This window comes from Lutispora thermophila DSM 19022 (assembly GCF_900142105.1).
In the GTDB taxonomy this organism is placed as follows: Bacteria; Bacillota; Clostridia; order Lutisporales; family Lutisporaceae; genus Lutispora; species Lutispora thermophila.
In genome coordinates this window covers 299,014-316,988 of the sequence record NZ_FQZS01000003.1, presented here as the reverse complement: position 1 = coordinate 316,988, position 17,975 = coordinate 299,014, and the positions used below count along the sequence as shown (strand labels likewise).

Below are 17,975 nucleotides of genomic sequence, written 5' to 3'. Positions count from 1 at the left end.
CTTGATATGGGAAGAAAAGCTGAAGTATCAATATTTTTCAATAAATTCACCTATCCTGTTTTCTATTGACCTATTAACTTAAAAGTAGATATGGGTGTATAGACCCTTCTCCCTTGAATCTGTTCGCTTTTTATCAACGAAACCTCTCTTACATTTATGCTTGGTATCCTGCTCAAGTCAAGAGTTTTTCTCAATTCGTGAAAATCCTTATTGAGCAGAAGATCCTGGGCAATGGTTATATGAGGTGTATAGGTTCTTTTCTCCTTTTCAAAGCCTAATACACTTAGACCATCTTCAATATTCTCATATAAAGCATTTAAAGAATCCAAATCCCCTCCAAGCCCTAACCAAAGAGTCCTGATGTTTGCACCTTTCCCACCAAAGAAGCCTAACTTTTCAATAATCAGGCTGAAGTCGCCCACATTATCTGCTGATCTTTTCAATACTTCATTAATTAGAGGAATCTGGTTCTCAGTTATTTCACCCAAGAATTTCAAAGTCAGGTGAAAATTAGCCACATATTTGAATCTGCCTCTAATAGAATTTTCTTTCACAACAGATTGAAGATTTTTAATCTCATCTTTTATCTTCATATCAAAATCAATACCTATAAATGTTCTCATAAAAACCAACCTTTATTCCTTTTTCATCTTATAGAAAGATAATAGGATATAAAATACAATCCTATTCCCACTAATAAAAGCACATAACCCCAATTTACCTTCTTACTTGACCCCGGTTCCACATTTTCATATATTGGAGTCCTCATAACCTTTCTTTTAAAAATGGTAAAAGATGCTACTACAATAATACCCCCAATAAAAGCCATAATAATTCCTATCCAAAATAAAATATCTATGAACATTGACAAGTTCATCTAAAAATCAACCTCTCATACTGAAGTATGCTTTTCTATATAAAGAAAAATAAAGCATGTTAAGGTTTCACCTTATACATACTTTATTTTAATATATTTTTTGCATTATTACTACTTCTGAATATCAATTATCTGATTATATACTTCCTCAGGTGTCATTCCAGATGCATCTATAACCTTTGCCTTTCCTACAACATCCTGTATTCCCATAATATTTATATCAGCGCCTGAAACTACTACTGCATCATATCTGTTCATGTTCCATGCGGAACTCATCTTCTTGCTGTCAAATTCCTTTACATTTATATCATTCTCTTCAAGGTACCTCTTCACATTGCTTAAGCTAGGCTCTACTCCCACTTTAAGTTTTCCCATGCCTTAACCTCCTTTAAATTATGACTTTTTCTCTTAACATTATTTATTAAACAAATTCAACTTAAATATTCATATTTTATCCCATATGCTATTTTTGTCATTTTTTCGTGAAGACTTTTCTTTTTGGTTTACAAATTTTGTCTTGTACACCATTATCTCTTTAGTTAAAATATATTTGTATTGCAATCGTGTTACAAATTCTATTCTTCTTTTCTGCTTTCTTTAATGTAAAGGGAATATAAAGGGTGATTATATTGAAAAAAGCCTTCACAACTAAGAAAAATAGACATGTTAATTTTTTCTATATACCGGAGAATGGGTCTTCGATATAATCCATACGGATTCCTATTTGGGGTCCTAAGGTTCTAATTCTGTTATTAGGAGCACTAATTATATATTCATCCTTTTCTGCATATGCATTGAATAACATTTACAATAAATATGAAGCAAGCTTGAAAAACATTGAAGAACTTACCAAGATAAACAATCGCCAGAAGATTGAAATAGAAAACCTTAATCTTAACGCAGCAAAAATTCAAGATCAATTGGAAGAAAATATAGCAGCTTTAGAAGAAGTAAAAGCTGCAGTAGGCTTAAAAAGCAAAACCTCCGAAAAAACTGAAGAAGCAAAAACTTCGAATAATATTTCACATAACTCTCTAAATAATACATATTCTTCTAATACCACCAAAAATAACTATGATTTGTCGAGTGAAATATCTGATCTTAAAACTTCTCTAATCAGTTTATCAAAGCAAACTTTAAGTCAGAAATCAGAAATTGATGAGTCCATAGTTTCTGTAAGCGATAGATTGGATTACCTGAGACATGTTCCTTCCATAGCTCCGGTAAATGCAAAGATTACAGCAACTTACGGTTACAGGAAAAATCCATTTACCAGCCGTGGCAGTGAATTCCATGAAGGAGTTGACTTTGGAGCCCCTTATGGTACAGATGTTGTAGCTACTGCTGATGGCACCGTATCTTTTGCCGGATATAAATCAGGATATGGAAAAATGGTTGTCATATCACATGGTTATGGATTTACCACATGCTATGCTCATAATTCAGCTATCCTTGTAAAGGAAGGAGACAAAGTGAAAAGGGGACAGGTTATATCCAGAGTAGGAAACACAGGAAGAAGCACCGGCCCACACCTTCATTATGAAGTAAAACTTAACGGCAAAAATGTAGACCCTGAAAAATATTTTTAGCAAAGGAGATTTGATTATGTTTACTTCAAATAAGAAAACTACAACTATCAATACAGATAAAATAGATACCTTAATAGGCAAGAACACAGGTATTGAAGGTACTTTAACAGCAGAAGGCACTGTCAGAATAGATGGGAAAATGAAAGGTGATGTTACTCTCTTAGGGAATCTTATAGTTGGTGAAGACGGCTCTATTAAGGGAAATATAAAAGCCGATAGCGTAATACTATCGGGTATAGTAGAAGGAAATGTAACTGTAGAAAATCATCTCCATATAACTTCTACAGCTAAGTTAATAGGAGATATCAATGCCAAAAACATAGTAATCGACGAAGGTGCAATATTCAATGGCAATTGCAGGATGGATCTTTCCATTGCAAAGGCTGAAGCGGCAGCAACCAAAGACACTAAAGATACCAAAGAAACTAAAGGGAAATAGTAAAGTTTTCACATCTTGTGCAAATACCATTTAAGACTGTCTATTTCATAACGCAGCTCAAAAACTTTAATTACACCATTGTCAGAGGTTTCGCAGGTATATTTCATCATGGAATTGCCTGCGAATTTATCTTTGTCTTTTTTTATTACCTTGTTCACCTTTACTACACGCAATTCCTCATCTTCATCCTCATATCTGAATCGTATGGGAACTGCATTTCCCTGAAAATCAAACCAGGCTATAACTTCTATGGGTTTTCTCATCAACTTCATAGTTCTCACTCCTTAAAACAATTGATGTAATTATAATATGCTGCCCATCATTACATAATCATCTTCTCCTACGCCACCTGAAACCGGTGAAAACTCGCCATCCGATAATACTGCTCTCATTATAGAATTCTTGCCATATTTGCATCTTATTGAATCTATGGCAAAGTCCAATGCTTCTCTTTTTTGCCTGTTTCTATCATCAAACAATGAAAGTTGAACAAAATCATCCCCTGAAAGGTCACTTACTCTTACTCCTAAATGTCTTATTCTCTCTCCTCTCCAACATTCCTCAAAAAGCTCAGCAACCGTAGCATATATTTCGCTGGTTATACAGGTAGGCGTCATAAGCTTTCTCTGGTGAGAATAGCAATTAAGCTGAGATGTCCTTATTTCCACGGATACTACACTACAGCAGGCTTTAGCTGCTCTAAGCCGCATGGCTACTGACTCTGTAAGAGAAAGCAATACCTTGAAAGCTGTTTTCTTATCATCTACATCAAATCTTATGGTAGTGCTGTTTCCTATTCCTTTAATATTGGTTATTCCACTTCCTGCTACCGGTGAATCCTCTATACCGTTGGCATACTTCCACAAGAGGTTACCAAAAGATTTAAATTTACTATATAAAAACTTTATATCTGTATTTGCCAGATCCCCTATAGTTTTTACGTTTATATCGTATAATTTTTTCTTTGTTCTCCTTCCTACCATAAACAGATCCTCTACAGGCAAAGGCCACATTTTTGAAGGTATTTCATAATCATAGAGAGTATGAACCATATCCGGCTTTTTTAAATCTCCAGCAATCTTAGCTGTAAGCTTATTTCCTCCTATGCCTATATTCACAGTAAATCCTAATTCCTTTTTTATCCTGTCCTTTATCTTGTGAGCAGCCTCAAAAGCTTCACCAAAAAAAGGCTCCATGCCTGTATAATCCAAAAACATTTCATCTATAGAAAAACGCTGAACCTTTGGAGAATATTCTTTGATCAGATTATACAATGCATTGCTTGCCTTCATATAAAGCTCATAATTGGGTGGCACTACTACAAGACCGGGACATTTCTGCTTAGCCTGCCATATAATTTCTCCTGTCTGTATTCCAAAAGCCTTGGCAGGTATGCTCTTTGCCAGCACTATACCTCTTCTTTCTTCTTGGGAACCTCCTACCACAGCAGGTATTTCTCTTAAATCCACATCAGCTCCTCTTTGCAAGTCGTACACAGCCTGCCAAGACAGAAAAGCAGAGTTGACATCTATATGCATTATTGTCCTTTTAGTCATCATATCACCGCTTTTATCAAATATTACTTTCTCTTGCCACAAAGCATCTTAATATAATTATATGCAAATTAATACGAACATATGTTCGTATTAATTATAGCATCTTTATCCAAAAAATAAAAGACCTTTCTTAAAGAAAGATCTCGGCACCATCTATTGAATATAACCATAAAATACAGCCATAAAATATGGGCATATAATAGAACCATATAAGCTATATAATAACGCAATATAAAGCGCGTAATATCAAATTTTACAATACTGTACCATTACACGCATTATATTAATCCCATAAATGCCAATATAATTTTGGCAGCTTCCGCTCTAGTGGTAAAATCATTTGGAGCAAATATATTACCTGGTTTCCCACTCATTATATTTAACTCATACATAAGTTTTACGGCATCAACTGCATAATGGGAAATGCTGCTGCTATCTGTAAAACTATATCCAGAACCTGTATCTATATTCTTGCCAAAAAATCTCAATGCTCTCATCATTATTACTGCTGCATCCTGTCTTGTTATATTGTTTTCTGGATAGAAATATCCATTGTAACCTTGTATCAATCCGGCTCTTGATGCTGCTTCAATATATCCCGCATAAGGGTTTTTTGACGAAACATCCTTATAGCTTCCACGTCCATCAATTTCTCTGAGCCCTATAGCTTTTGTAAGATAAGCAGCAAATTCAGCCCTTGTTATATATTCTCCAGGTTTGTACATGCTGCCTTCCTTCGGGAGAACCACATCTGCTTCAAATAACTTCTGGATATAGTCCTGAGCCCAATTTCCTTCGATATCTGTAAGATATTTTTTAGATGCGTTAGTATCTTTAGGAAGTAACATTATCCTTTCCTCACCAGATATAAGCTTCATATCGACGCCATCTGATTCATAGTAGGAATACTGAACATCTATATCATTTTTTATAGGATTGCTCATATAGCTGATTATCAAGTGCTTGTCTCCGGCTCCTATATTGGCAAAATACTTTTCATTGGGAACGCGCTTTCCGTTATAAGTATATAAAAAGCTAGGCTCTACAGGAATCCATCCTGCTCCTGGAAGATAGAATTCACTCCATGCATGTCTTCTGTCAGATACATCAGTCCATTTGCTTTCCTTCACTTCCCCTTCCAACCAATATCCTTCCACAACTCTGGCAGGTATTCCTGCAGCTCTGCACAACGCTGTAAACAGAGAAGCATACTCATCACATACTCCTCTTCCGGTTATAAAACCGCTAAGAGCTCCTTTGTTTGCATAGTTAGGATCCGTATCATATTTTATATGTAAATTCACAAAATCATATATCTTCTTTGCCTTCTCCACAATGGTGCCCGTTTTAGCAAGTTCCAATGCTTTTGCCTTAATCTGTGGGTTATCACTCTCAATCTTCTCTCCCGGTAAAATATATTTAGAATTTGAAGGATTGCTCAAGAAATACTTATAATCTGCCTTTACATGATAAATGCTTTTATCATAGAAAATTCCCCCATTTAATATTTCCCTATCAACAATCACATCAATTTTCTGCCCCGGTTTCAACTCTTTAATATTGATATAAGCATATGTATTTCCCCATTCGTCCTTTGACAAGGAATCAGGAAATGGATATATGCTAAAAGTTAAGTTCTTCTGATATGGTGAATCAGTATGTGAACCTACAAGAACCTTTATATTCAAGTTATATACGTCTTTAACACCATCATTTATTATTTCATAAGCATTCCTTATAATATATCTTCTTTCATCCTGTATGATGTAGGAGTCAGCACTTACAACAGAAACTAGAAAAATCAGTACCAAAATAAAGGGAATGAATTTTCTACAAAATCTCATAAACAAACCTCCATTATGTCCATACGATAATTAAATTATAACATTAACCGTCATGTTATTATATTAAAAATATATTACAGTAAGAAAGTTACTTCACAGCTTTTTTTCGTCAAAGAACCCTATGTTTGCCTCTTATGGATGCCTCTCACCCTAAGCCTTCCCTACCCTCCATTGTACAGTAAATTATGCTTTTTTTGCACAAAAAAGAAAAAACGGCTTTTTCGCCGCTTATATTTATAGATTTAAGAATTTGCTTGCAATTTCAAAATATATCGATAAAGCTAAAACATCAACAAGGGTAGTTATCAACGGTCCTGCCATTATAGCCGGGTCTAGATGAACTTTTTTTGCTACCATAGGCAATACTCCTCCTACAAGTTTAGCCAGTACAACTGTGCATAAAAGGCTAAAACAAACCACCAAGGCCATTAAATAGTTTACATGCTCAAATATTACCAATCTAAAAAAGTTCACAACCGCTAATACGCTTCCCGCAAGTATGCTAACTTGAAATTCCTTTAAAAAAACTTTCAACATATCAGAAGTTTTTATTTCTCCTAAAGCCATACCTCTTATTATAAGGGTTGAAGCCTGTGAACCAGCATTTCCCCCTGTATCCATGATCATTGGAATAAATGAAGTCAGTATCACCATGGATTGAAGCAATTTCTCATATTTTTGTATTATAATGCCTGTAAAAGTAGCTGAAATCATCAAAACCAAAAGCCATACTATTCTGTGTTTTGCCAATATAAAAGGGCTGGTTTTTAGATATTCCTCTTCCAAAGGCTCCATAGCCGCCATTTTGTGAAGGTCTTCAGTGTTTTCCTGATCTATAATATCGATTATATCATCTATGGTCACAATTCCTACAAGTCTGTGTTCATTATCCACAACAGGGAGAGCTGTCAAGTCATACTTCTTAAACAAATCTGCAACTGTTTCCTGATCGTCCAATGTGTTGGCATATATGACATCCTCATTCATTATATCGCCAATTATAACATCTTCTTCGGCCAATATGAGCTTCCTTATGGATAAAACACCCTCTAGCTTTCTTCCTTTGTCGATGACATAACATGTATTTATGGTTTCCTTATCTACCCCTGTTGCTCTGATATGGTTTAAAGCTTCTTTTACTATCATTTCCTTTTTCAGATCTACAAACTCTATGGTCATTACGCTTCCTGCAGAATAGTCAGGATAATTGAGAAACTGATTTATCAGCTTTCGTGTATCTTCATCCGTGTTTCTTAATACTTTCTTTACCACATTGGAAGGCATTTCTTCCAAAAAATCTACTGCATCATCTATAAACAAGTCATTGACTATATTGCTTATTTCCTTATCTGTTATGGATTCTATAATATACTGCTGCAGTTCCAATGATACATAAGAAAATACGTCTGCTGCAATTTCTTTGGGGAGGATGCGAAATAGTATAAGAAGCTTTGTTCTGTCTAATTCCATTATAAGTTGAGCAATATCTACTATATTCATCTCAGCGATTTCATTTCTAACTTCTTTGTATCTGTTCTCCTCGATTAACTTCATAATGGTTTCCTGCATACTTTAACCTCCTTCGAGGAACCGAAGGCCAAAAGGTGGCAACTATGGTTCCTGATTTATTATTTGATTTTTTCCGATAACTATTAGGTAAAGGGCCAGAATCCATATCTACCACCTCCAAAATTTCATCTAAACATAAAATCCCTTTGCCCGTAAGCAAAGGGATAATAAAAAGCACAATAAAAATAGCATCCCTCTCGTACAGTTTTAGCACCCTGCAACTTTGGGATATCCCAGCTGCATTAGATTAAACCTTAATCCGATAAAATCTGTTAACCGTCGTGGCATCTCTCGATGTTTAGCGGCAGCAGCGTATATTTGCAAGGTAGCCTCACATAACGGGCTATGTTTTATTATATGCACTTCATTATTTATTTGTCAACCTTAGTATATTCATCATTTTTTATTTTTTAGAATCCATAATAAAAGCTGTCATTATACCAATTATGCCTGCAGGAAAAAATATTAAGGCCATAATAAATTGACCCAAACCTTCAAATCCTTTTGATGGTTGCCTCGACATATAAAATAAGTATAATGATACAACTATGGCCATAATTCCAATTACATATTTTACCCACCTTGTATGTTTGAATAATTTCCCCAACAAATAAGTCATCAGCATCACTATAGCAGCTGCAATAAATATCACAAGCAATAACCTGATCATCTTAATAACCTCTTTATCTTATACTATTAATGATAATGCTTTTTTCAGATGTTAACCATTCATTTATAGCATCCTTGCCAAACCTATAGGCGTCATCAATGCATATATAGGGTATGCCTGATCCTTTATTATTGATAATATGGTACACTTGATCCAACTCAATATCCAAGTATTGAGCCAATTCTGTAGGAGACATAACATCATCCCATTTTTTATCTCTTTCGTAATTTACATAGTTGACATTTGATCGATTCTGTCTCTGAATCTGTGCTATTTGATGACTAATACCCTCCATCTCCATCCTAATCTTACTCTCCACTTTATAACTTATATATTGTGCAGTAATAGCATTTGATAATACCACAACAATAGATAATGCTATAATTATCATTATAAGATTTCTTCTACTATTCACCATTACAACCTCCTTTTACTCCATTATTTATTTTAACTAAATATTTGACATTAAATAGATTATATTAGTTGCAGCGGATTTTTGATAATCTAAATATAGGCAGGTTTTATTAAAATGCATTGTGAAATTATATAGTTGATTCATGATTTTTTCATGTAGAGTTTATCCTAAATTATAAAATTACAACTCAATGGGAAATTAATTAAAATTAAATATGGTTATTCCTGGAAAATAATTTATTCTTAATGGCAATCGAGAAGTTCCTAAACCTCTGGATATACAAAATACCTTTTTGCTTGTTACCTTTAAACCTATATGATAGTACCAATACTTGTTTTTTAATTTATTCACTATAGGTATATTTATTTGATTTATATGGGTATGACCAGCTAATAACAAATCATATTTTATATGGTTTTTCTCTATAAATTTAATAATATTAGGAGAATGCGCAAATAATATTCTATAATCAAACTCTGATGCTTCAAGCCCGAAGTCATGCTTTTCATTGCCATATATAGAATTGTCAAATCCATAGAATAGGATTTTCAAATTATCTTTATTGTAAATCTCACTTTCATTTATTAAAACTCTTATTTTTTCTCTATTCGTATCCTCCCTAACCAAGTCTTGTCTATTATCTATTCTTTTTCTATGTAAAAATCTTGATTCGCTTCTTTCACTATTTCCAAGTGCAATTAATATTTTGCAATTAACTTTTATTTTCTTAATCTCCTCTACAATCTTTTTATGTTGAAATATATTATTGGATAAATCTCCTGTTATAATTAGATAATCCAGTTCATACTTGTTGATAATGTTGCTTAGTTTCCCATTAAGAAATAGCACTTTTTAAGAAATAGCACTTTTCCATGAATATCTGAAATTTGTCCGATTTTTAATCGGTATTTTTTTAGTATTATTTGTTACAGTTATTTTCTCTACTTTGATCAAATTTGTATTTACAAATACATATATAAATAAAATTAATAAAACAATTACTCCCATAATTACTATCATTCCTTTTAAATATTCAATATATGAAATTTAATTATTACTTTATCAATTCAATTCCATATCATGGTAATTTTCATTAAAATTCAACCAAAATCAAATTCGAGTAGAATTCATAGTTTTATGTATTAAAACAAAAGTCTTTATTATTAATTTTATATTAAGTAACTTTTGTTGAAAATCATAGACTAATTAAATTCGGGTAGAATTTAATTTTACGATGCATTATAATAATTACATTAGTAAAAGATTGTATTTTTGAGAAAGGGATGATGGTCATGGATAAGATATTCAAATATTTTGAAGAAATATCTAAGATCCCGAGAGGTTCAGGAAACGAAAAAGGCATAAGCGATTATTTAGTTGACTTTGCTAAGAAACATAACTTAGAATACATACAAGATGAAGTACTCAATGTTATTATTAAAAAACCTGCTACACCTGGTTATGAAAATGGACCTACAGTCATACTTCAGGGACATATGGACATGGTATGCGAAAAGAATAAGGACAAAGTTCATGATTTCACCAAGGATCCCATTACCCTAAGATACATAGACGACATGATTTATGCAGATAACACAACCTTGGGAGCGGATAATGGTATCGCTGTTGCCATGGCATTGGCTTTATTATCCTCCGATGATGTAAAGCATCCTGCTCTAGAAGTTTTAATGACAGTTGATGAAGAATCAGGAATGACTGGTGCCAGCGCTCTCAACCCTGAACATTTAAAAGGAAGAATTCTTATAAACATGGATTCGGAAGAAGAAGGTGAACTTCTGGTAAGCTGTGCAGGAGGCTCTAGAACAACCATCTCTTTTAAAGCTGACTGGAAAAAACCAGAAAATAACTTGAAAGCATATACGGTAGCAATAAAAGGTCTCAAAGGCGGCCACTCCGGTATGGAGATAGATAAAGGCAGAGGAAACTCCAACAAGCTTATGGGAAGAGTATTACAGGGCATATATAAGGAAGTACCTTTCCAACTATCGCATTTAAGCGGCGGTTCAAAGACCAATGCTATACCAAGAGAAGCGGATGCAGTTATTTTTGCTCCTGACGACAAATATGAGAAGCTTGTGGAAATAATAAAAGAATGGAATAACATTCTCAAAAATGAGTATAAGGTTACAGATCCTGATGTAACAGTTACTTTAAGCAAGACCGAAGAAAATTATGAAAATGCCATGAGTTATGATGCCACTGAAAAAGTTCTCGCCTTGCTGATGGCTATACCCAACGGAGTTCAGACCATGAGCAGCTCAATGGAAGGCCTTGTTGAAAGCTCAAGTAATCTTGGAGTAGTAGCTACTAAAGAAGAAGGAATATTTTTCGATTCTTCTATCAGAAGCTCTGTAGATAGTCGTAAGGAATATATAAAAGAACAGTTCTGTGCAGTAGCTAAACTTGCAGGCGCAGACTTTGGTGCCCATGGAGAATATCCAGCTTGGGAATACAATCCAGACTCCAGAATCAGAGAAGTATTTAAAAAAGTCTATAAAGAAAAATACGGAAAAGATCCTAAGATAATAGCTATACATGCTGGTGTAGAATGCGGTTTGCTGGGCAAAAAGATTGAAGGACTTGATATGATATCCTTTGGTCCAAATATGTATGATGTTCACACGCCTAACGAACATGTTTCCATATCGTCAGTGAAAAGAACCTATGAGTATTTATTAGCAGTTTTAGAAGCATTAAATAGTTGAATATAGAGTTAACAAAGGAGAGATAAGATGAATCAAAATAAAGTAAGAACAAGATTTGCTCCAAGTCCTACAGGATATATGCACGTAGGAAATCTTAGAACAGCCCTTTATGCTTACCTTATTGCAAAGCATAATGGAGGAGACTTTATATTAAGAATTGAGGATACAGACCAAGAAAGATATGTAGAAGGTGCAGTAGATGTAATATATAATGCATTAAAACTCTCTGGATTGAAGCATGATGAAGGTCCGGACATAGGTGGTCCAGTAGGACCTTATGTCCAGAGTCAAAGAAAACATATATATAGAGAATATGCAGAGAAGTTAGTTGAAAAAGGCGAGGCCTACTATTGCTTCTGTAGCGAGGAAAGATTAGAATCATTAAGAAAACAGTCTGAGGCATTGAAGACGCCTTTTAAATATGATAAACACTGTCTAGGTCTTTCAAAAGAGGAAATAAAAGAGAAACTGGATAGAGGCGAACCTTATGTAATAAGGCAGAACAATCCTAAGACAGGAATTACCACCTTTAACGATGAAATATATGGGACCATAACCGTAGAAAATTCAGAGCTAGATGATATGATACTTATAAAATCCGATGGAATGCCTACCTATAACTTTGCCAATGTTATAGATGATCATCTTATGGGTATAACTCATGTAGTAAGAGGAAGCGAATACCTATCCTCCTCACCTAAATATAACAGACTTTATGAAGCCTTTGGTTGGGATGTTCCTGTTTATGTGCACTGTCCACCCATAATGAGAGATGCCCATAACAAGCTGAGTAAGAGAAAAGGCGATGCATCTTTCGAGGATCTTATAGAAAAAGGATTTTTGAAAGAAGCTGTTCTTAACTATATAGCTTTACTTGGCTGGAATCCTGGAACAGACCAGGAAATATTCTCTCTTGAGGAGCTTATAGAAATATTTGACTATAGAAAGATAAACAAGGCTCCAGCAATTTTTGACATAGAAAAGCTAAAATGGATGAATGGCGAGTATATAAGAAAACTTTCCCTGGATGAATTCCATGAGCTGGCAATGCCATATTATAAAAAAGCTCTTAAAAAGGAATACGACTACAAAAAGATAAGCGAATTGCTCCATACCAGAACCGAAGTTTTGACAGATATACCTTCACAGCTGGACTTCCTTGATGAGCTTCCTGAATATTCCATAGAAATGTACATCCATAAGAAAATGAAAACCACATATGAAATAGCCATAGACAGCTTGGAAAAGGCCCTCCCTGTATTGAAATCCATAGAAATATGGAATCTGGATAACATCCGGGACAACATTACAAAGCTTATAGAGGAAATGGGCATTAAGAATGGTCAAATGCTCTGGCCTATAAGAACTGCTGTATCCGGCAAAGCCTTCACTCCCGGTGGAGCCTATGAGTTAGCAGAAATACTTGGCAAGGATGAAACCATAAGAAGAATAGAGATTGGCATTGAGAAGCTGAAGAATGAACAGTAAATGATGCAAAACCTGCCGGCAGTGTATTCTGCCAGCAGGTTTTATTCTATTTTGATTTCTCTATTATATAAATTACAAAGTAAATTCAAAATGATTTATCGAATATCAGTCTCAATCTCCACATAGTTCATAGAACTATACTCTGTCCATTTATCCAGGTGCTCTTTGTAAGAAAGGCTTCTTTTTGGAAGCGTTTCTTATAATCAAGGTAGCCTTTCTTGAAACCCATTACGGAAAGTTATTATTAAGCTAGAATTATACTTCCCTAGCATTATAAAAATATTTTTCACCATCAATGGTAATATGGGATAAAAACCTGAAGGTATCATAGTTACTAAACTGTTTTCAAAGAATATAGCCCATTCATTTGGGAATAGCAGAACGCAACTGCTTTAATATTTAACTCATTTTAATAACATACCAATAGCTATGACTGTGTATGGCTTCTTCTCCATTAAACTATTGAAAATCATTATAGAACTTTTTCAAATCTTCCTTTATATCATCACTCAAATAATGCCATCTTATGCCTTGAATTGCTCCTTCAAGTGCATACAGAGTATTGAGACATGTACTGCTATCCATATTTCTCAGTGAAATAAAAGCATCCTTGCTCCCGATTTTCTTTAATTGTTCCGAATCCTTAATCCCAGCTTCGATAAGTCTTTTTTCGAGAGCATTACCTATATTGGGCAATTCACTCAACTTCACGACTATTCATTCCTCCTCTCGTCATTTTTTCCGCATATATTATAGCTTTTTAGATATCCTGCTTTTTTCATGCAAACTTTACCGTACTTTACTTAAAAGCTTTAGCAGGTATTCCCTACTATAGCTTACGGATTTTCCGAGTCTTACCTATAAATTTATTTTAGAGGAAATACTATTTTTGTCAGCAACTCACTCTCCGGAACTTCTACAGGTGAATTAAAATAGAATTCGTAAGCTACTCCTGTAGGAACATAACCCTTCTCCATAACCCATTTCGACATCACATCATATGCAGCTACTGATGCTTCATATGAACCTTGGTGCATACAGGATACTTGCTTGCCTGAAGGTATTTGGCTTGCTTTGATTTCATCTTTCCCTTCAAGAACTTTGGATACAGGGAATCCAATCTCTACATCCAGATTCTCCATATCCATGTTATAGTATGCTGTAAAAGGAGCTCCTGCTGGCTGCTCGCCAATTTCATTCAGATATTCAGCAATTGTCTGGTAAGCCCTTCCTAGTTCTTTGGGTAAATTCCCGACTGATGTTCTTGTTCTTATTGATAATACAGGCTGAGCTGGTTGTTCTGTCAATTCAATTTTATAATCCATTTCTTTTCCTCCTTATATTATCTTTTCTTTACAATAAGGAAGCAAACCAGACAACTATATGTCATGTTTTATAAATATTTTTTATATATTTTTTCAGATATTTCTTTTATAATCGTTCTTATATGTATTGGACTTATAACTTCTACCTGATCTCTAAAGCTCAATATAAATCCATAAAGCCAGTTATCCTCTGGCATAACAGCATTTACCAGTATCCTCCCATCGTCTCCATATTGGTAATCATAACCAAAATAATCTATGACTACATCTTCCATTTCTTTTTCAAAAGCAAGCTGGAAGGAAACTAAATTATCAGTATTTTCCCACTGTTCCTCCCATGGACACTCCTTCGATGGTAATTCCCTTTTTAAAAAGCTTTTATCTGATATCATAAGCTCTCTCATTCTAGAAAGCTTAAAAAGCCTGAAACTCTTCCTCAAACTGCACCAGCCATATAAATACCACTTCTGAGACTTCAGGATCAATGAATATGGCTCTACTATGCGAAAAGTCTTTTCACCCTTTGCATTAATGTATTTAAATCTGATTTCCTTAGCATCTTCTATAGCCTTATATATCAGAGATGCATTATATTTTATAGACGAATCTTCTCCCCATGGAGAATGATCTATGATAAGTCGATTAGCCTTTGAATAAACCTTCTCAATCTGAGAGGTTGATAGCGTGTTCATAAACTTCTCCATGAGTACTTCATGCCTGCTATTAGGCAGCATCTTTGCCAATCCTCTAAGGGTAGATATAATTTCAGCCATATCATCTTGTGTCAATACACTTTTATCTAGCCGATATCCTTCGGCAATACCTATTCCTCCATTGGCACCTTGGTAGGTGACAATAGGTACCCCGGCAAGGTTTAAGGTTTCTACATCCCTCAGTATGGTTCTCACAGATACTTCAAATATTCTAGCCAACTCTTTTGCCTGTACTTTTTCTTTTCTTAAAAGTATAACCAATACGGAAATCAATCTGTCAAGCTTCATCATATCACCGCTCAATTTAACTAATTATCCATATTATACCACATGTCCGATTTTTCCAACTACATTATTTTTCACTATTTATCAACAATCATTCTCAATTTCTTCTCATTTATTATCTCCGATAGATGATTCTATACAAACTCTTTAGGGTTCTCAAACTCATATTTTCTGCTATATTCTTTTTCCCACGTATCAGATGTACCCCATAAATATGATCCCCAAATATGGTTCAATCTTTTTTCTTTCCCTATAGCTGTTACAAGAAGCTTGTTTTGGAGACTTTTCATAGATTTATCATATGAATCCATTTACCTCAAGAATATGCAAAATATTCTCAAAAACATCGCCCATATTCTCATCCTTCTCTATCATTTCAATTCTATACCATATTTCATTTCATAGTATTAAAATACAGACTTCATATGTTCCACAGGATGTCGTAGAACAGTTTTTAATTTTTCCGGTGCTGTCTTTCTTGGATCGGATAAATATATTTCATGATGTTTTCTCTCCAATCCTGTAGCATCTCTTAAATTATTCTCCTCCATATACTGCTGCATTAATTTAATAGAACAAGGTTCATCTGCATAGGGGCCTATATGCATAATCTGTACACATAATCCTTCTGTGAAGGATTCAAATCTTGCCAGACTTACATCTAAATCAGGCTTCTTTCTCCTGCATTCATCTACTGCCCAATGAAATACTTCCCGTGTAACAAACTCCGGTTGTCTTATCATTGAAGTCCAGAGCCAAGATTCCCGCTTATCAAAATGAAACCTGTCACCTTCACACCACCATAGTCCTTCCAATGGTGGAATCACATATTCAAAATAGCCCAAAGGCTGCTTGTCTGCCATTTTGCTCATTTTTATTATAAAAGCCAGGGCATATAATATTGATACAGCATTTTGATATTCTTTTCCATTTGGATCTCCTTTGCCATCGATCATAATGAAATTCATAGCAGGCACATCCACCAAAACAGGATTTCTCTTGGGCATGTATAAATCCTTAAACTCTTTCTTGAAATCAAACTTATCAGGCACCTTTATCAACTCCCATTCATCTCCTCATTGCATACTTTAACAAAAATAACATGACATCTATATGTCATGTTATTTTTGTGTTTTTCTGGCAACAATAATGAATCTATGCTCTCTGCTTTCCACGAATCCTTGTTTCTCAAGTATTGATTGTAATTGACACAGTTTCTCATAACATCTTTCCACGGAAAAATTGGGAAATTCCCATTCAATTATTTTTGCAAAATAAACCAAAGCTCCAATATCAAAAAATCTTATGTAAGGAAAGTATTCATCTGATTTTAATATAGTAAATCCCGCATTTTGAACCAGCTCAACATTATTATTAAGATCAAAATTGCTGCTTACGATTTCCTTAAAATCATCAATCAAAAACTTTGACAATTCCTTATTGTTTTTGCCTCCTACCTGCTGAGTTATGAACAATCCATTAGGTTTAAGAAGCCTATGTACCTCATTAACATCAAAAGATTCATGTCTGTTTATTACCATGTCGAACATGTTGTCATCAAAGGGCAGATGTGAATCATCAATTACCTGCTTTACTTCAATACCAAGGGGTTCAAGTTTTTCCATGCATAATTCAACATTCGGAGGATATCCTTCTGTAACGCAGGTATTTTTATATGGATGACCTAAAGACAATAGATATTCTCCTCCACCGGTACCCATATCCAGCAGCATGTAATCCGGATTTAAATATTGTCGCACTATCTTATCATAATCCCAAGGCAACGGTTCCTCTTCTGTTCTATCATTTATATAGGAAAAATCCCAACCTTGAAAGCTTTTCTTCTCTTCTTCTAACCAAAGTTCTTTTAACCCCATATTACCTCTCCTCTATATTAAAGATTTCATAATTCTATATTTACCTTCACATACTCCACAATTCCTTTTATATATTCTTTATCTGTCCAATCACAGCTACGTCCAATGGCTTCCATCAATGCAGCCTCCCATGGCTCATAAGTACTTGGATCTTTTTTCGCAACAGCTTTTTTCAATAAATTACAAAGCACTTTATCTTTCCATGACATAATTCCTTCATTCCATGCTCCTCTACAGTAAAAAACTGGAATCCTTGAAAGCTCCGATCTAAGATTATGTTCCCGCAATGCCTTCATTGCTTTTTCATCATATGGAGATGCTCCTACTGCAAACACTATAAGCTTCTTATTCTTAAGTTTTTCATAATGTTTCTTAAGGAAAGAAATTCCCGCAATACCCGTAGCATATATGCCGCCGCCTAAAATAACAACATCATACTTTTCAATGAGTTCGATTGAAGCTTTTTTTGTTTCAATTAAATCAGCAGATAACTCTTCTGCTAACCATTCAGCATACTTCTTGGTGGATCCGTATTTAGACCGATAAATAACAATTATGTTACTCATATAATCTCAACCTCCTTTCAGAGCAAGTTCACATTT

The 17,975-nt window shown here is 34.5% G+C and carries 21 protein-coding genes and 1 riboswitch; of the genes, 4 read left to right on the top strand and 17 right to left on the bottom strand.

Features of this window, described 5'->3' with window-relative positions; genetic code table 11:
- Positions 1–62: 62 nt before the first annotated feature.
- The 3 genes from thpR to BUB48_RS01570 all read right to left on the bottom strand — a co-directional run bounded on the left by thpR (position 63) and on the right by BUB48_RS01570 (position 1,252).
- The gene (gene thpR, locus BUB48_RS01580; RefSeq protein WP_073023789.1) at positions 63–623 is read right to left on the bottom strand and encodes an RNA 2',3'-cyclic phosphodiesterase; all 561 of its coding nucleotides are present in this window, start codon (positions 621–623) and stop codon (positions 63–65) included.
- A 23-nt stretch (positions 624–646) separates the two neighbouring features.
- On the bottom strand, positions 647–877 hold the full coding sequence (locus BUB48_RS01575) for a hypothetical protein (RefSeq protein WP_073023787.1): 231 nt from the start codon (positions 875–877) through the stop codon (positions 647–649).
- Positions 878–988: 111 nt separating this feature from the next.
- A complete protein-coding gene (locus BUB48_RS01570) occupies positions 989–1,252 on the bottom strand; it encodes a YkuS family protein (protein ID WP_073023785.1) in 264 nt (87 codons plus the stop codon).
- A gap of 452 nt (positions 1,253–1,704) precedes the next feature.
- On the opposite strand from BUB48_RS01570, the gene BUB48_RS01565 reads away from it, so the two are divergent.
- Positions 1,705–2,466, top strand: coding sequence for a M23 family metallopeptidase (locus tag BUB48_RS01565; protein WP_175548323.1), 762 nt, complete (start codon positions 1,705–1,707; stop codon positions 2,464–2,466).
- A gap of 16 nt (positions 2,467–2,482) precedes the next feature.
- Positions 2,483–2,905, top strand: coding sequence for a bactofilin family protein (locus tag BUB48_RS01560; protein WP_073023781.1), 423 nt, complete (start codon positions 2,483–2,485; stop codon positions 2,903–2,905).
- Positions 2,906–2,913: 8 nt separating this feature from the next.
- Here BUB48_RS01560 and BUB48_RS01555 read toward each other — a convergent pair whose 3' ends face one another.
- The 7 genes from BUB48_RS01555 to BUB48_RS01525 form a co-directional block, all read right to left on the bottom strand.
- A complete protein-coding gene (locus BUB48_RS01555; RefSeq protein WP_073023779.1) occupies positions 2,914–3,177 on the bottom strand; it encodes a hypothetical protein in 264 nt (87 codons plus the stop codon).
- A gap of 30 nt (positions 3,178–3,207) precedes the next feature.
- Positions 3,208–4,464 (bottom strand): DNA polymerase Y family protein, encoded by a 1,257-nt coding sequence (locus tag BUB48_RS01550; protein WP_333782534.1) that lies wholly within the window; start codon positions 4,462–4,464, stop codon positions 3,208–3,210.
- Positions 4,465–4,739: 275 nt separating this feature from the next.
- Positions 4,740–6,305, bottom strand: a complete 1,566-nt coding sequence (locus BUB48_RS01545; RefSeq protein WP_073023775.1) for an S-layer homology domain-containing protein — start codon at positions 6,303–6,305, stop codon at positions 4,740–4,742.
- A 234-nt stretch (positions 6,306–6,539) separates the two neighbouring features.
- A complete protein-coding gene (gene mgtE, locus BUB48_RS01540) occupies positions 6,540–7,874 on the bottom strand; it encodes a magnesium transporter (RefSeq protein WP_073023773.1) in 1,335 nt (444 codons plus the stop codon).
- A 185-nt stretch (positions 7,875–8,059) separates the two neighbouring features.
- A riboswitch (M-box (ykoK) riboswitch) is annotated at positions 8,060–8,224 on the bottom strand.
- A gap of 53 nt (positions 8,225–8,277) precedes the next feature.
- The gene (locus tag BUB48_RS01535) at positions 8,278–8,544 is read right to left on the bottom strand and encodes a hypothetical protein (RefSeq protein ID WP_073023772.1); all 267 of its coding nucleotides are present in this window, start codon (positions 8,542–8,544) and stop codon (positions 8,278–8,280) included.
- A gap of 13 nt (positions 8,545–8,557) precedes the next feature.
- Positions 8,558–8,962, bottom strand: a complete 405-nt coding sequence (locus BUB48_RS01530) for a MerR family transcriptional regulator (protein WP_073023770.1) — start codon at positions 8,960–8,962, stop codon at positions 8,558–8,560.
- Positions 8,963–9,157: 195 nt separating this feature from the next.
- On the bottom strand, positions 9,158–9,808 hold the full coding sequence (locus BUB48_RS01525) for a metallophosphoesterase (RefSeq protein ID WP_073023768.1): 651 nt from the start codon (positions 9,806–9,808) through the stop codon (positions 9,158–9,160).
- 437 nt (positions 9,809–10,245) lie between these two features.
- Here BUB48_RS01525 and BUB48_RS01520 point away from each other — a divergent pair, with 437 nt between their 5' ends.
- Complete coding sequence (locus BUB48_RS01520; protein ID WP_408631035.1) at positions 10,246–11,685, top strand: aminoacyl-histidine dipeptidase; 1,440 nt, start codon at positions 10,246–10,248, stop codon at positions 11,683–11,685.
- 27 nt (positions 11,686–11,712) lie between these two features.
- Entirely contained in the window at positions 11,713–13,173 is a 1,461-nt protein-coding gene (gltX, locus tag BUB48_RS01515) for a glutamate--tRNA ligase (protein WP_073023764.1), read from the top strand.
- A gap of 459 nt (positions 13,174–13,632) precedes the next feature.
- On the opposite strand, the gene BUB48_RS01510 is transcribed toward gltX, so the two are convergent.
- From BUB48_RS01510 to BUB48_RS01485, 7 genes are all read right to left on the bottom strand, one after another.
- Positions 13,633–13,884: a TfoX/Sxy family protein gene (locus BUB48_RS01510; RefSeq protein ID WP_333782533.1), complete on the bottom strand. Its 252-nt coding sequence runs from the start codon at positions 13,882–13,884 to the stop codon at positions 13,633–13,635.
- 155 nt (positions 13,885–14,039) lie between these two features.
- Positions 14,040–14,498, bottom strand: a complete 459-nt coding sequence (locus tag BUB48_RS01505) for a GyrI-like domain-containing protein (RefSeq protein WP_073023760.1) — start codon at positions 14,496–14,498, stop codon at positions 14,040–14,042.
- A gap of 68 nt (positions 14,499–14,566) precedes the next feature.
- On the bottom strand, positions 14,567–15,502 hold the full coding sequence (locus BUB48_RS01500; protein ID WP_242944138.1) for a helix-turn-helix transcriptional regulator: 936 nt from the start codon (positions 15,500–15,502) through the stop codon (positions 14,567–14,569).
- 128 nt (positions 15,503–15,630) lie between these two features.
- The gene (locus tag BUB48_RS17920; RefSeq protein WP_175548322.1) at positions 15,631–15,807 is read right to left on the bottom strand and encodes a hypothetical protein; all 177 of its coding nucleotides are present in this window, start codon (positions 15,805–15,807) and stop codon (positions 15,631–15,633) included.
- A 96-nt stretch (positions 15,808–15,903) separates the two neighbouring features.
- The gene (locus BUB48_RS01495) at positions 15,904–16,503 is read right to left on the bottom strand and encodes a GyrI-like domain-containing protein (RefSeq protein WP_073024038.1); all 600 of its coding nucleotides are present in this window, start codon (positions 16,501–16,503) and stop codon (positions 15,904–15,906) included.
- A 114-nt stretch (positions 16,504–16,617) separates the two neighbouring features.
- Positions 16,618–17,373 (bottom strand): class I SAM-dependent methyltransferase, encoded by a 756-nt coding sequence (locus BUB48_RS01490; protein ID WP_073023758.1) that lies wholly within the window; start codon positions 17,371–17,373, stop codon positions 16,618–16,620.
- Between the two features lie 26 nt (positions 17,374–17,399).
- Positions 17,400–17,939, bottom strand: a complete 540-nt coding sequence (locus BUB48_RS01485; RefSeq protein WP_073023756.1) for a flavodoxin domain-containing protein — start codon at positions 17,937–17,939, stop codon at positions 17,400–17,402.
- Positions 17,940–17,975 lie beyond the last annotated feature (36 nt).

Bases quoted from the DNA above. Each gene is read 5' to 3' on its own strand.
- thpR (WP_073023789.1), bottom strand. From the start codon at position 623: ATGAGAACATTTATAGGTATTGATTTTGATATGAAGATAAAAGATGAG.
- BUB48_RS01575 (WP_073023787.1), bottom strand. From the start codon at position 877: ATGAACTTGTCAATGTTCATAGATATTTTATTTTGGATAGGAATTATT.
- BUB48_RS01570 (WP_073023785.1), bottom strand. From the start codon at position 1,252: ATGGGAAAACTTAAAGTGGGAGTAGAGCCTAGCTTAAGCAATGTGAAG.
- BUB48_RS01560 (WP_073023781.1), top strand. From the start codon at position 2,483: ATGTTTACTTCAAATAAGAAAACTACAACTATCAATACAGATAAAATA.
- BUB48_RS01555 (WP_073023779.1), bottom strand. From the start codon at position 3,177: ATGAAGTTGATGAGAAAACCCATAGAAGTTATAGCCTGGTTTGATTTT.
- BUB48_RS01550 (WP_333782534.1), bottom strand. From the start codon at position 4,464: ATGATGACTAAAAGGACAATAATGCATATAGATGTCAACTCTGCTTTT.
- BUB48_RS01545 (WP_073023775.1), bottom strand. From the start codon at position 6,305: ATGAGATTTTGTAGAAAATTCATTCCCTTTATTTTGGTACTGATTTTT.
- mgtE (WP_073023773.1), bottom strand. From the start codon at position 7,874: ATGCAGGAAACCATTATGAAGTTAATCGAGGAGAACAGATACAAAGAA.
- BUB48_RS01535 (WP_073023772.1), bottom strand. From the start codon at position 8,544: ATGATCAGGTTATTGCTTGTGATATTTATTGCAGCTGCTATAGTGATG.
- BUB48_RS01530 (WP_073023770.1), bottom strand. From the start codon at position 8,962: ATGGTGAATAGTAGAAGAAATCTTATAATGATAATTATAGCATTATCT.
- BUB48_RS01520 (WP_408631035.1), top strand. From the start codon at position 10,246: ATGGTCATGGATAAGATATTCAAATATTTTGAAGAAATATCTAAGATC.
- gltX (WP_073023764.1), top strand. From the start codon at position 11,713: ATGAATCAAAATAAAGTAAGAACAAGATTTGCTCCAAGTCCTACAGGA.
- BUB48_RS01505 (WP_073023760.1), bottom strand. From the start codon at position 14,498: ATGGATTATAAAATTGAATTGACAGAACAACCAGCTCAGCCTGTATTA.
- BUB48_RS01500 (WP_242944138.1), bottom strand. From the start codon at position 15,502: ATGATGAAGCTTGACAGATTGATTTCCGTATTGGTTATACTTTTAAGA.
- BUB48_RS17920 (WP_175548322.1), bottom strand. From the start codon at position 15,807: ATGGATTCATATGATAAATCTATGAAAAGTCTCCAAAACAAGCTTCTT.
- BUB48_RS01495 (WP_073024038.1), bottom strand. From the start codon at position 16,503: ATGCCCAAGAGAAATCCTGTTTTGGTGGATGTGCCTGCTATGAATTTC.
- BUB48_RS01490 (WP_073023758.1), bottom strand. From the start codon at position 17,373: ATGGGGTTAAAAGAACTTTGGTTAGAAGAAGAGAAGAAAAGCTTTCAA.
- BUB48_RS01485 (WP_073023756.1), bottom strand. From the start codon at position 17,939: ATGAGTAACATAATTGTTATTTATCGGTCTAAATACGGATCCACCAAG.